This window comes from Pseudomonas fluorescens (assembly GCF_902497785.1).
Classification (GTDB): Bacteria; Pseudomonadota; Gammaproteobacteria; order Pseudomonadales; family Pseudomonadaceae; genus Aquipseudomonas; species Aquipseudomonas fluorescens_BO.
Genome location: NZ_CABVHK010000006.1, coordinates 36,318 through 48,601, shown reverse-complemented (window position 1 = coordinate 48,601; position 12,284 = coordinate 36,318). Strand labels below are relative to the sequence as shown.

Annotated in this window: 12 protein-coding genes; 4 read left to right on the top strand and 8 right to left on the bottom strand. The window is 59.1% G+C overall.

Annotated features, from left to right (window positions below; all coding sequences use genetic code 11):
• Positions 1 to 684 precede the first annotated feature (684 nt).
• Entirely contained in the window at positions 685 to 1,374 is a 690-nt protein-coding gene (locus tag F8N62_RS10380; protein ID WP_150710885.1) for an energy-coupling factor ABC transporter permease, read from the top strand.
• A 63-nt stretch (positions 1,375 to 1,437) separates the two neighbouring features.
• Entirely contained in the window at positions 1,438 to 1,653 is a 216-nt protein-coding gene (locus F8N62_RS10375) for a hypothetical protein (protein WP_150710884.1), read from the top strand.
• A gap of 9 nt (positions 1,654 to 1,662) precedes the next feature.
• Here F8N62_RS10375 and yacG read toward each other — a convergent pair whose 3' ends face one another.
• The 5 genes from yacG to pilB are packed head-to-tail and all read right to left on the bottom strand — an operon-like array spanning position 1,663 to position 6,274.
• Positions 1,663 to 1,863, bottom strand: a complete 201-nt coding sequence (gene yacG / locus F8N62_RS10370; protein WP_150710883.1) for a DNA gyrase inhibitor YacG — start codon at positions 1,861 to 1,863, stop codon at positions 1,663 to 1,665.
• Positions 1,860 to 2,483, bottom strand: a complete 624-nt coding sequence (gene coaE, locus F8N62_RS10365) for a dephospho-CoA kinase (protein WP_150710882.1) — start codon at positions 2,481 to 2,483, stop codon at positions 1,860 to 1,862. The genes yacG and coaE overlap by 4 nt, the downstream gene beginning before the upstream one ends.
• Positions 2,480 to 3,352: a prepilin peptidase gene (locus tag F8N62_RS10360; RefSeq protein ID WP_150710881.1), complete on the bottom strand. Its 873-nt coding sequence runs from the start codon at positions 3,350 to 3,352 to the stop codon at positions 2,480 to 2,482. The genes coaE and F8N62_RS10360 overlap by 4 nt, the downstream gene beginning before the upstream one ends.
• 1 nt (position 3,353) lies before the next feature.
• The gene (locus tag F8N62_RS10355; protein WP_150710880.1) at positions 3,354 to 4,571 is read right to left on the bottom strand and encodes a type II secretion system F family protein; all 1,218 of its coding nucleotides are present in this window, start codon (positions 4,569 to 4,571) and stop codon (positions 3,354 to 3,356) included.
• A 2-nt stretch (positions 4,572 to 4,573) separates the two neighbouring features.
• The gene (pilB, locus tag F8N62_RS10350) at positions 4,574 to 6,274 is read right to left on the bottom strand and encodes a type IV-A pilus assembly ATPase PilB (protein ID WP_150710879.1); all 1,701 of its coding nucleotides are present in this window, start codon (positions 6,272 to 6,274) and stop codon (positions 4,574 to 4,576) included.
• Between the two features lie 225 nt (positions 6,275 to 6,499).
• Between pilB and F8N62_RS10345 the strand changes: the two genes are divergently transcribed.
• Both F8N62_RS10345 and F8N62_RS10340 read left to right on the top strand, forming a co-directional pair.
• Positions 6,500 to 6,910: a pilin gene (locus F8N62_RS10345; protein ID WP_150710878.1), complete on the top strand. Its 411-nt coding sequence runs from the start codon at positions 6,500 to 6,502 to the stop codon at positions 6,908 to 6,910.
• Between the two features lie 333 nt (positions 6,911 to 7,243).
• Complete coding sequence (locus F8N62_RS10340; protein ID WP_150710877.1) at positions 7,244 to 7,594, top strand: BON domain-containing protein; 351 nt, start codon at positions 7,244 to 7,246, stop codon at positions 7,592 to 7,594.
• A 188-nt stretch (positions 7,595 to 7,782) separates the two neighbouring features.
• Here F8N62_RS10340 and F8N62_RS10335 read toward each other — a convergent pair whose 3' ends face one another.
• From F8N62_RS10335 to F8N62_RS10325, 3 genes are all read right to left on the bottom strand, one after another.
• Complete coding sequence (locus F8N62_RS10335) at positions 7,783 to 8,079, bottom strand: DUF2845 domain-containing protein (protein WP_150710876.1); 297 nt, start codon at positions 8,077 to 8,079, stop codon at positions 7,783 to 7,785.
• The gene (locus F8N62_RS10330; RefSeq protein WP_150710875.1) at positions 8,079 to 11,027 is read right to left on the bottom strand and encodes a DUF748 domain-containing protein; all 2,949 of its coding nucleotides are present in this window, start codon (positions 11,025 to 11,027) and stop codon (positions 8,079 to 8,081) included. Before F8N62_RS10330 ends, F8N62_RS10335 begins: the two co-directional genes overlap by 1 nt.
• A gap of 93 nt (positions 11,028 to 11,120) precedes the next feature.
• Complete coding sequence (locus tag F8N62_RS10325) at positions 11,121 to 12,137, bottom strand: class I SAM-dependent rRNA methyltransferase (protein WP_150710874.1); 1,017 nt, start codon at positions 12,135 to 12,137, stop codon at positions 11,121 to 11,123.
• Positions 12,138 to 12,284 lie beyond the last annotated feature (147 nt).

Genomic DNA, 12,284 nt, shown 5'->3' with positions numbered 1-12,284 from the left:
GCCAGCGTGGTTAACGGGGCGCTTCCGATCAAAATCAAAACCGCGGCGGCCTGCGGGCCGACCGTGGCATCAAGCGGGCGCGCTGCGCTGGTTTGAGCGTGCACTACCTCTGGGCCGAGCAGATTCCCTGTGGGAGCGAGCTTGCTCGCGATAGCGGTGTGTCAGTCGCCATCAATGTTGAATGTGAATCCGCCATCGCGAGCAAGCTCGCTCCCACAGGGGGAATTTGTTGTGCATGGTATTGGTGGTCAGCGCCGATGGTCTGATCGAACTCACCGCCAGGTCGGCTATCAGGCCGCCTCGGTTTTGATTTTGATTTTGATCTTAGGCGCCCCGTAAAACCACGCTGGCCGAACGCAGGTATTGCGCAGCGGGGAAACCGGCAAGGATGCCGGTTTAGCCGCGCTGGGCCAGGGATGGCCCTTCGCGGCGACCCGCGGAGTAATGCCGGAGTGAGGGCACACCGAGCCCAGGCGAGGTGCCGAGTGGTGGGGCAAGAGCCTTTGCTTACTTTGGGCCGGGCCGCGCAGGCTTTTCAAAGTGAGTCGCCGTAAGGGCGAAACCAATATCAGCCATTACCCCAAAAACGGATATGTACACGGAGCCCAATCGAAGAACACACAAACCCCGGTGTAGACTGAACTCCATTCTCCCCCCGGCAAAGAAAAAGGAGCCTCCTGAGCCATGATCGGCGCCGAGCTACTGACCTCCGCAACCCTCACCATCGGATGGCTGATCTACACCCCAATACTGATCTGGGCCATCGCACGCGCCCCCTGGGTCGAACTGTTCAGCGACCGCCGCCGCCAACACCTGCTGTTCGGCACCGTATTCGCACTGTTCATGCTCTGGCTGGTAAGAAGGGATTTCGATACCGGCGTGTCCTACCACTTCCTCGGCATGACCGCCGTAACCCTGCTACTGGACTGGCCACTGGCAATCGTCGGTGGCCTGGTCGCACAAGCCGGCTTGGTAATGCTGGGGCGCCAGGACCTGGCAGCCATGGGTGTCAACGGTGCCTTATTGATCCTGCTCCCGGTACTGATCACCGAATGCTGCGCCATCCTGGTCGAGCGCGCACAGCCGCGTAATCCTTTCGTGTACATCTTCGTTTCCGGTTTTTTCGCCGCGGCGCTGTCAGCCTTGATGTGCCTGCTGCTGGCCCTGTGGCTGCTGTGGTTCAACGAACTGTTCGTCATGCCCTATTGGCTGGAAGATTTCGTCGGTTACCTGTGGCTGATCATTTTTCCGGAGGCGTTCATCAACGGCATGGTCGTCAGCGCGCTGGTGGTGTTCTGCCCCGAATGGCTGGAGACCTTCAACCGCACACGCTACCTTTCGGCGCCCTGGAATGACGACGATCCGAAATCTTGATCCACATCAAATCCATAAAACGTCGGCGAATCCATGCTCCGCAAAACCTTCAGGAGCATCGAAATGAGTGTCTACGAATGGGCAAGGCAGGAATTGCGCCACAGTCTGGATGCAGCGCAAGAGGTGGGGTTTGATCCGGGGTTGAGTCTGCGCGCCCTGCTCAGTGCGGTGGTGCAGCAAAGCAAGGCGGTGCGCAGTGTCGAGGATCTGGCCGACGAGTTGCAGTTTCTCGCCGAAAACCTCGAGGACGGTCAGGACTACGGCTTTATGCGGCCCTGACCTTCGTCCTTAGTGGCGCGGTTCAAAGTCTTCGCTGAACAGGTCGTCTTCGGCATCCGGGCTCACCGGAATCTTGTGTTCTTCCGACGCCCAGGCGCCCAGGTCGATCAGTTTGCAGCGGTCCGAACAGAACGGCCGGAAGGTGCTCTCCGGGGTCCATTCGACAGGGGCGCCGCAGGTTGGGCAATCGACGGTTGGGGTTTGGCTCATGACTGGCCTCCACGCAATGTTAAGTAAAAGTGATGCAGGCGTTCGACCTCGCTGTGCAGCCAGGCGAGGTCGCGGTCGTTGACCACCACATCGTCGGCATGGCTCACGCGGTCCTGTCGGCTGGATTGCGCCTTGAGGATCGCCTGGACCTGTTGTTCGCTGGTCTGATCGCGCTGCAGGGTGCGTTCGATCTGTAGCTGCTCGGGCGCATCGATCACCAGCACTCGCTGGGTCATCGCGTACTGCCCGGACTCGATCAGCAACGGCGAAACCAGAATCGCGTAAGGCGATTGTGCCTTGCCCAGGTGTTCGGTGATTTCCGTGGCGATCAGCGGATGCAGCAGCGCCTCGAGCCAGCGGCGCTCTTGTGGCACCTCAAAAATCAGCGTGCGCAACGCCGCGCGATCCAGTTGCCCGTCGGCTTGCAGTACGCCGGCACCAAAGTGTTCGGCAATCTGCGCCAGCGCCGGGCGCCCGGGTTCCACGACCCAACGTGCTGCGTGATCGGCATCGACCACGTGCACACCGAGGTCGATGAAGTGCTGCGCCGCCGCGCTTTTGCCGCTGCCGATGCCGCCGGTCAGGCCGAGAATCCAGGGTTTTTCCACAGGGGTATTCATTTCAAACCGACAAACTGCCAATAGAAGTCGGTTATTTGACCACCCCAGAGCAAGGCAATCCAGCCGGCAATCGCCAGATAAGGACCGAAGGGGATCGGCGTCGAGGTTTTCGCGTTGCGCACCCGCAGCAAAATCACGCCAATCACGGCCCCGGCCAGGGATGACAACAGAATCGTCAGCGGCAAAATCTGCCAGCCCCCCCAGGCGCCCAGCATGGCCAGCAGCTTGAAATCGCCGTTGCCGATGCCGTCCTTGCCCGTGATCAGCTTGAACAGCCAGAACACCGACCACAGCGCCATGTAGCCGACGATTGCGCCCCAGAGCGCCTCCTGCAACGGTACGAACAATTCGAAGCTGTTGACGATCAGTCCCAGCCACAGCAGCGGCAACACCAGCACATCCGGCAGCAATTGATGTTCGGCGTCGATCAGGCTCATGGCCAACAGGCCCCAGGTCAGGATCAACATCGTCACGGCCGGCCAGCCGAAACCGAAATGCCAGGCAATGAATGCCGACAGCAAGCCACAGGCCAGTTCGGTCAACGGGTAACGTTTGCTGATCGGGGCCGCGCAGCTTGAGCATCGCCCCCGCAAAGCCAGGTAACTGAGCAGCGGAATATTTTCCCAGGCGCGGATGCGATGCCCGCAGTGCGGGCACTGGGAGTGCGGCAGCATCAGGTTGTAGGTCGGGAGCGGTGTTTCGCCGGGCAGGCCAAGAATTTCATGGGCCTGCAATCGCCACTCACGGGCGAGCATTTTCGGCAGGCGCCAGACCACCACGTTGAGAAAACTGCCGACCAGCAGTCCAATCACCAGGGCAATGACAACAAACGCCAGCGGGTAAACGGTCAGGATTTCGATCAAGGACATGTCAGACCGCGGCACCCAGTTGGAAGATAGGCAGGTACATCGCAACCACCAGTCCGCCGACGATAACACCCAGCACCACCATGATGAACGGCTCCATCAGACTGGTCAGGTTATCGACCATGTTGTCGACCTCGTCTTCATAAAAACTGGCGACCTTGTCGAGCATGTCATCCAGCGCGCCGGACTCTTCGCCAATGGCGGTCATCTGAATCGCCATGTTCGGAAAAATACCGGATGCACGCATGGAAAAATTCAACTGCATGCCCGTCGAGACGTCCTGCCTGATGCGCAGCACTGCACGCTTGAACACGATATTGCCGGTCGCGCCGGCCACGGATTCCAGGGCTTCCACCAAAGGCACACCGGCGGCGAACGTGGTCGACAGCGTGCGGGCGTAACGGGCCACGGCGGACTTGTACATCAACGTGCCAACCAACGGCAGTTTCAGCAGCCAGGTGTCGGTCCAGTCGCGAAAACCCTGGGACTTTTTGAAAGCGCGGCGCGTAGCGAAGATCGCCGCTATCAATGCGCCCACTATCACCCACCACCACTCTTGGAGGAATTGCGAAAGACCGATGACCATCACCGTGAACGCCGGCAGTTGGGCGCCAAATCCTTTGAACACCGACTCGAACTGCGGCACGACCTTGACCAGCAGAATCCCGGTAACGATGAACGCGACGAACACCACGGCCATCGGGTAAGTCATGGCTTTCTTGACCTTGGCTTTCAGGCTTTCGCTTTTTTCCTTGTAGGTCGCAACGCGCTCCAGCAGCGTATCCAGCGCGCCAGCCTGTTCGCCGGCATCCACCAGGTTGCAGTAGAGCTCGTCGAAATGTTCGGGCTTCTTGCGCAGGGCGGCGGCGAAGCTGTTGCCCGCCGCGACTTCCTGTTTCACCTCGTCCACCAGTTTGCGCATGGCCGGGTTATCAAAGCCTTCGCCGATGATGTCGAAGGACTGCAACAGCGGCACGCCGGCTTTCATCATGGTCGCCATCTGCCGGGTGAACAGAGCGATGTCCTGGGCCTTGATGCGTTTGCCGAGGCTGAAAAGCGAGGCGGATTTCTTGCGTACCCTGCCGGGGTTGATGCCTTGTTTGCGCAGTTGCGCCTTGATCAATGCAGGATTCTGACCGGTGAGTTCGCCGGTCATTTTCGTGCCTTTCTTGTCCGTGCCTTCCCAGGCGTACACACTGATTTTTGCTGCTTTGACCGCCATGTTCAGTCCTTGGTGACCCGGTTGATTTCTTCAAGGCTGGTGATGCCCTGCATGGCCTTGATCAGCCCCGAAGTACGCAAGTCGTTGAAGCCGTCTTTACGCATCTGGATATCGATTTCCAGCGAGTTGCCTTCGGCCATGATCAGCCGCTGCAGATCCGCGGTGTTCTTCACCACTTCATAGATGCCAACGCGCCCCTTGTAGCCGCCGTTGCAATGATCGCAACCGACCGGCTCATAAATGGTGAACGAGCCGATGCGTTCCTCCGGGAAGCCTTCCTTGATTAACGTTTCGCGGGGAATATCGATGGGCTTCTTGCAATGGCTGCACAGCTTGCGCGCCAAGCGCTGGGCGATGATGAGGCTGACCGAGGTGGCGATGTTGAAGCCCTGGATGCCCATGTTGTGCAGGCGAGTCAGTGTTTCCGCTGCGCTGTTGGTGTGCAGTGTCGAGAGCACCAGGTGGCCGGTCTGGGCGGCTTTGATCGCGATTTCGGCGGTTTCCAGGTCGCGGATCTCGCCGACCATGATCACGTCCGGGTCCTGGCGCAGGAACGAACGCAGCGCCTGGGCGAAACCCAGACCCTGCTTGGGATTGACGTTGACCTGGTTGATGCCTTCCATGTTGATTTCCACCGGGTCTTCGGCGGTGGAAATGTTGATGTCCACGGTGTTGAGGATATTCAGCCCGGTGTACAGCGACACGGTTTTACCCGAGCCGGTGGGGCCGGTGACCAGAATCATCCCTTGCGGCTGTTTCAGCGCGGCCATGTACAAGGCTTTCTGTTCCGGCTCGTAGCCAAGGGCGTCAATGCCCATCTGCGCGCTGGACGGGTCGAGGATCCGGATCACCACTTTCTCGCCCCACAGGGTTGGCAGGGTGTTGACCCGGAAGTCGATGGACTTGCTCTTGGACAGGCGCATCTTGATCCGCCCGTCCTGAGGTTTGCGGCGCTCGGAGATGTCGAGGCTGGCCATGACTTTCAGGCGCGCGGCAATGCGGTTGGCCAACTGGATCGGGGGCTTGGCGACTTCACGCAGCATGCCGTCGGTGCGCATGCGCACGCGGTAGGTTTTTTCGTAGGGCTCGAAGTGCAGGTCGGAGGAACCGCTCTTGATCGCATCGAGCAACATCTTGTGGACGAAACGCACTACGGGGGCGTCATCGGCATCCTGTCCGGCGATGTTGTCCTGTTGGTTGTCATTGATCGACTCGATGTCCATGCCATCGAGGTCGACGTCGGCCATGTCTTCCAGGCCGGTACTGTGGCTGTCGAAGAATTTTTCGATGGCGTCGCTGAGCTTGTCGTCCTCCACCAGGATGGCTTCGGTGGTCAGCCCGGTGTTGAACTGGATATCGTTGATGGCCTGGTGATTGGTCGGGTCAGACACTCCGACGAACAGCTTGTTGCCGCGCCGCCACAGGGGCAGGGCGTGGTGCTGGCGAACCAGCTTCTCGCTGACCAGACCTTTGGGTTGCGACTCTTTATCCAGGCAGTGGAGGTCCAGCAGCGGCATGCCGAAATGCTCCGAGGCGATCTCGGCAACCTGGCGGCTTTTCACCAGTTTGTTTTGCACCAGATAACTGACCAGTGAGATTTTTTGACGCTGCGCTTGCTGATACGCCTGTTGCGCTTTTTGGTCGGTGAGCAGTTCGGCCATGACCAATTGCTTGGCCAGACCGCTTAGGGCGATGTCATTCATGGGGATACCGGACACAAACAGTTGATGACTTATAGCCTAGTCAACCGTCGGAGCCAAACCAGGGTGGGTGAGGTGACAAAAAGTGTCAGATAGTGCGGATACTGGCGGTAGGAAACGGCGTTGTCTTCTATTCGTTCTCCGGTAATAGCGCTGTGTGGAGTTGGCATGGGCTGTGCTGTAGCTAAATCAGATCATGAGATTTTGACTCATGCATGGAGCTTGAATATGAATAATCAGAAAGGTTTTACCCTTATCGAGCTGTTGATCGTTGTGGCGATCATCGGGATTCTGGCGACGTTTGCGATCCCGGCTTACTCGAAGTATCAGGCGCGGGCGAAGGTGACGGCGGGTGTGGCGGAGCTTTCGGCGCTTAAAGTAAATTATGAGGACCTGATCAACTCGGGTAAGGCTTCCCCGACAGTTGCTGAGGTCACTGGGAGTGCCACCAACACCTCACAACATTGCACAATTACCGTTGGGGACAGTCCCGCAAACAGCCTCATCTGTTCGCTTGTAGGTGCGCCAGCTCAGGTGGCCACTGCGAAAATCACCCTTACTCGCGACGCCGCGACTGGCTGGTCATGCAAAACCACCGCCGATGCCGCCTACGCGCCAGTGGGTTGCCCTAACGGCTAATGGCATCTGATTATTTGTAGCTGACCAAGCCCCGCCTCTCAGGAAGCGGGGTTTTTTTTACCTCTAGATTTACTCAATCGTCGTGCTGAATGCGTAAAAGCAAAACCTTCGCAAATTCATGGCCTTAGGCCCACACCCAAAACCCGCAACTTGCATGCAGAAATTTTCAAACTCATGCAAATTGCATGATTTCGAAAATTAGCTCTTTTCATAAGCTACTGATTTATAACGAAATTTAAGCCGTCTCAAAGTTGGCACAGCGTTCGCAATATACCCAGTAACCCTGCTGACACGACATGCAGCAGACTTTATGAAAAAACAGGAGTTACTCGTATGAAGAAGTTCGCTATCGCTGCCGCTACTGCTACCGCGCTGACCCTGACCATGGCCAACGCTGCCTTCGCTGCTCAAGCAACCCAGGCTCCAATGGTTCTGGCCGCTGGTGAAGTGACCGAAGCAAAAGCAGACGTTTCCGATACCTGGATCACCACCAAAGTCAAAGCAGACCTGGTGACCGAAAAAGGCATTCCTGGTACCGACATCAAGGTAGAAACCAACAAAGGTGTTGTTTCCCTGTCGTCCACCACTGCCGTGACTGAATCCCAGAAAGACGTTGCTGTCGCTATCGCCAAGAAAATCAAAGGCGTTAAAGACGTCTCTGCTGCTGGCCTGAAAGCCGAGTAAGGCAAGACTTCTCGCCTGAACCGGGAGAAGACGCGGGAGACGAGCCAAGTCATACGTCTGCCGCAACTTTAGAGTTCATGCGACGGCCACAAGGAATGTGGCCATTACAGGCCCCGAACATTCGTGTTTGGGGCCTGTTCTATTTAAAGGTCAAAAGATCGTCCGAACGCGGCCCGAGCCTTTGATCCTCAGTTCCCCCGTTTGCTGGTGATCTGCCGTAGCCGATTACCCTCGAACCGCAAGTACTGATACATCCCGCCGTTGGGCCCGTAGGTCCATTCCTCGACCTGGAATTCTTCCCGCCGGTTGGCGCTGCGCTTGTAGCCCAACAGATCGCGGCTGACCGGCTCGCCGCACTTTTGCAGCACCTCGCTGGAGCGGTCGCCGACACTGATCAACTGACTGCCGCAGCGCAGGGTATCGGCGGCCTGGGCCTGGCCGGCCACGGTTGCCAGCGCCAGGCTGAGCAGCAATCGCCGGACCATCACTCGGCGTCCAGATGCAATGGCGTCACCACCCGACCGTCACTTTCCGCTTCGCCCAGGCTGGCGTCGATGAAGTACACGCGGTCGTCGGCCAGTTGGCCCTTGTCGACCAGATAATCCTTGATACTGCTGGCGCGATCCTGGCCCAGTTGGCGCAACAGCACGTCGCTGGTGCTCCAGAACTTGATCACGTCTGCTCGCATTTTCGCCGTGCGTTCTTCCTTGCCCAAGTCCTTCCATTCGGCTGGTGGCTGGGTCTTCAGGCGCGTGCGGTAGATCCCCTCCAGCAACGTACCTTTCTCGCCATCCGGTACTTCGATGAGCGAAGCCTGCGCCGGTACTTTGTCACCGCGACGCTGGAGCATTTTGTAGTAGTTGTACTGGTATTCCCGTTCCAGGCGTTGTTCGGCGATTGGCGGGCCGTCGCTGCTCGCGGCCGCCGTGCCTTCGATTTCCAGGCGCAGGGCCGGACGCTCCTTCAACGCCTGAGACAGTTTGACCAACGAACCCTCGGCCTCCTTGCTCAGGTCGCTGGAACCCGCCGCGAACGACACCGTGCCCAAGTCTTGCGAACCACCGCCACTGACCAGACCGCCAATCATTTTGAACGGCGCGGCGGCGGCCTTGACGATCAGGTTGCGCAGGGTCTGCCAGACAATCGGCATGACGCTGAATTGTGGATTGTTCAGGTCGCCGGTCACCGGCAGCTCGATGGAAATCTTGCCGTCGACGTCCTTGAGCAGGGCGATGGCCAGCTTCAGCGGCAGGCTGGTGGCGTCCGGGCTGTCGACTTTTTCACCGAGTTGCAATTGCTCGACCACCACCTTGTTTTCAGCCTTGAGCTGGCCCTTGGTGATCATGTAATGCAGGTCGAGATTGAGCCGGCCCTTGCGGATACGGTACCCGGCGAATTTGCCGGAGTAGGGGGTCAGCGTGGTCAGTTCTACCCGTTTGAAACTGGTGGCGATGTCGAGGCTGGCCATCGGGTCGAACGGGTTGACCGAGCCCTTGATGGTGACCGGCGCGTAGCGGTCGACCTTGCCTTTGATGTCGACGGTCGCCGGTTTGGACTGACGGCTGTCGATGGTGCCGATCTGGCCGTTGAGCTGCTGGACGGCGGTGGCAAAGTTCGGCGTCAGGCTGAAGTCGGCGAAGTTGGCCGAGCCGTCATTGATGGCGATGCCACCGATGCGAATGCCCAGCGGCTTGTCCTTGCTGGCGGGTTTCGCCGCAGCGGTTTTGGCGCCGGAATCTGGCGGTTGCGGGATCAGCAGGTCATCGACGTTGGTGGTGCGGTCATCGTTGATCATGAAACGCACATAAGGCTGGAACAGGTTGACCTTGTCGATCGACAGGCTGTCACCGTGCTGATAATTCAGGCCTTCAATCATCACCTGTTGCCACTTGAGAAAGTCGCGGGTTTTCAGGGTGTCGAGGGTGTGCAACTGATCGATCTGCGCGCGACCTGTGACGCTGAGCGCCAACGGCTCGGTGCTTTTCAGGTTGACCGCCAGATCACTGCCGAGCATACCGCTGCGCAGCTCGAGGCGAATGAACGGGTTGATGTAGGACTGTGCAATCCGCAGGTCGATGTCTTTGGTCTGCACTTTGAGGCTGGCGCTGACCGGCGCCAGGTTGACCTCGCCTTCGGCCGTGATCTTGCCTTGTTTGCCCACGCCGGTGTCGAGCCTGAGGGTAAAAGGCGAGCCGTTGAGGCTGTCGAAATTTTGCAGGTCGAGGTTCAGCGGGCTCAGGTCCAGCGTCACCGCGGGTTGCGCTTTGCGGTCCGCGAGGTGCACTTGATAGTCGCGCAACTGCACGTCTTTGAGCAGCACCTGCCAGGGTTTGCCGGGGGCGACGGGCTCTTTTGGCGAGTCGGCTGCCGCTGGTGTGGCGACGGGTTCGGCGTTGGCTTTGGCGGCGGCCTTGGACGGTTGGCTGGCGAACAGTTTTTGCCAGTCGAGTTGCCCGTCAGCTTCCACTGCTGCCCAGGTTTCCAATTTACTGCTGCGAATCTTGCCGACCACCACTTGCTGCCTGGCGAGGTCCACGGTGGTCTCGGTGATGTCCAGTCGCGCCAGTTTTGCCAACGGCCGACCGTCCGGCGCGTTAATGGCAAAAGGCGCAACGCTGACCGCGACGTTACTCAGCAGCAGTTCGGTTTCCTTGGACAGGTTCAGTTTGTAGTCGGTGCTCAGGTTCAGGACGCCGTCTTGCAGCACCAGCGGCAGAGCGTCACGGACGTAGGGCCAAAAGGATTTCATCTTGCCGTCGGTGATTTTCAACTTACCTTCGGAAGCGATCGGGATCAGGCTGAAATTGCCGGTCCAGTCGATCTGCCCGCCACCGGGGCCGACAGCCACCAGCGTCATGTCGGCGTTGTCTTCTGGCAGTGTGCTGAGGTTGTTCAGCTCGAAATCGAGTTTGTCGTAGAGAAATTCGATCGGTTCGCTCGGCCGCGCGTCCTGGAAATGCACGTAGCCGTCGGCCAGCTTCACGCGCTCAATGCGCAGCGGGAACGGTTTGGCCTCGGGGTCGGCAGGTGTCGGCTCGCTGGCGGGGATCTTGAACAAACCGAGCAGATTGAGCTTGCCTGCCTTGTCGAACAGGATTTCGGTCTTGGGTTTGTCCAGTTCGATGTCGGACAGGTGCAGCGCCTTGGTCCAGAGACTATCGATCTGCAGGTTGGCGTACAGGCGTTCGAAACCGACCTGCTCTTTGCCCGGTTCGCCGATGATCAGGCCCCACAGGGTCACTTCAAGGCTGAACGGGTTGAGTTCGATGCGCTGCAGCGTGGCCGGCGTCGTCGCGTAGTTGGCCAATTGCTGGTTGGCTACCCGCAACGCGATGCCCGGCAGAATCAGAAACCCCAGCAGGCTGTACAAGGCCAGAGCAGTCAACAAGGCGCCGATAGCGCGGATCAATCCTTTGGGCATGTGCGGCTTCATCTGTCGGACTCGGAGTGCCTTGGAGTATGGCACGCGAATCCGGTTCCGAAGCCACCAAGCTTTATAGGATTTATCTGAAAGTGTCGCTGGGTTTCAGAGCTGCAGAATCAGGGTTTTCAGCGGCGGCTGTTGATCCATGGACGGGAAATCGGCGCCCGGTTGCATCACGGTCCACTCGCGCACCGGCCGCCCGGCTTTCTCGGCGCAACGCAATACTTGTTCACGCCAGTCGTCCATGCTGACCTTCGCCAGGTTGTTGCAACAGATCAGCACGCCGTTGTCGGCGGTGGCCAGCAGCGCGGGTTTGAGCAGGCTTTGGTAGTCGCGTAGCAAGTCGACAGTGCCGAATGCGCTCTTGGCCCAGGCGGGCGGATCCAGCAGCACCAGATCGTATTGACGCTGTTCCAGGCGCGGGTAGCTCGGCAGCTTGTGGCCACGACGCTGGGTGATCGGCAGGCCGGCGAGTTGGCGGATCGCCGGGAAATAATCAGACTGGATGAACTGCATGGTCGGCAACTGCGGATTCAGCAGGCCATTTTCGCGACCCACCGCCAGGTTGCCCTCGGCGAAATCCAGATTGCACACTTCGCTCGCGCCACCGGCCGCCGCGCTCAGGCCGACGCCGCAGGTGTAGGCAAACAGGTTGAGCACGCTTTTGTTTTTGCTGTGTGCCTTGACCCAACCGCGCGTGTTGCGCAGGTCGAGAAACAGCAGTGGATCCTGCCCCGCGTGACGGCCGCGTACCCGATAGTTCAGGCCCCATTCGTGACCGACCAGGTCTTGCAACGCGGCTTCGTCGGCCCGGTAGACGGTGTCTTCACGGTCGATCCGCGAGTTGCCCCGGGAGCGGTCGTTGTACACCAGCAGGGTGTCGAGGCTCAGGTGTTGATTGACCGTCTCGTGCAGTTGCAACAGGGCGTCGCGTTCCAGCGATTGGTGAAAGCTTTGCACCAGTAGTTGCGGACCGTAGCGGTCGATGGTCAGGCCGCCGGCGCCTTCCTGGCTGCCGTGGAACAGACGATAGCAATCGGTGCCTTGCTGATGTAGCTCGGCAAGCAGGTCCTGGCGATGTTCGAGGGCGGCGCGCAGCGCCTGATTCAAGGAAGACATGCTGGGCGCCTTGCAGGGGAGGGAATTTGGCGCGGGAGTTTAACACTGTGGCAAGGGGGATTGCCTGTGGCGAGGGAGCTTGCTCCCGCTCGGGCGCGCAGCGGCCGCAAAAACCGTGACTGATTCTACCCGGCACAATCCGGTTTC

Bases quoted from the DNA above. Each gene is read 5' to 3' on its own strand.
- F8N62_RS10380 (WP_150710885.1), top strand. From the start codon at position 685: ATGATCGGCGCCGAGCTACTGACCTCCGCAACCCTCACCATCGGATGG.
- F8N62_RS10355 (WP_150710880.1), bottom strand. From the start codon at position 4,571: ATGGCGGTCAAAGCAGCAAAAATCAGTGTGTACGCCTGGGAAGGCACG.
- F8N62_RS10330 (WP_150710875.1), bottom strand. From the start codon at position 11,027: ATGAAGCCGCACATGCCCAAAGGATTGATCCGCGCTATCGGCGCCTTG.
- F8N62_RS10360 (WP_150710881.1), bottom strand. From the start codon at position 3,352: ATGTCCTTGATCGAAATCCTGACCGTTTACCCGCTGGCGTTTGTTGTC.
- F8N62_RS10325 (WP_150710874.1), bottom strand. From the start codon at position 12,137: ATGTCTTCCTTGAATCAGGCGCTGCGCGCCGCCCTCGAACATCGCCAG.
- F8N62_RS10335 (WP_150710876.1), bottom strand. From the start codon at position 8,079: ATGGTCCGGCGATTGCTGCTCAGCCTGGCGCTGGCAACCGTGGCCGGC.
- coaE (WP_150710882.1), bottom strand. From the start codon at position 2,483: ATGAATACCCCTGTGGAAAAACCCTGGATTCTCGGCCTGACCGGCGGC.
- F8N62_RS10375 (WP_150710884.1), top strand. From the start codon at position 1,438: ATGAGTGTCTACGAATGGGCAAGGCAGGAATTGCGCCACAGTCTGGAT.
- yacG (WP_150710883.1), bottom strand. From the start codon at position 1,863: ATGAGCCAAACCCCAACCGTCGATTGCCCAACCTGCGGCGCCCCTGTC.
- pilB (WP_150710879.1), bottom strand. From the start codon at position 6,274: ATGAATGACATCGCCCTAAGCGGTCTGGCCAAGCAATTGGTCATGGCC.
- F8N62_RS10340 (WP_150710877.1), top strand. From the start codon at position 7,244: ATGAAGAAGTTCGCTATCGCTGCCGCTACTGCTACCGCGCTGACCCTG.
- F8N62_RS10345 (WP_150710878.1), top strand. From the start codon at position 6,500: ATGAATAATCAGAAAGGTTTTACCCTTATCGAGCTGTTGATCGTTGTG.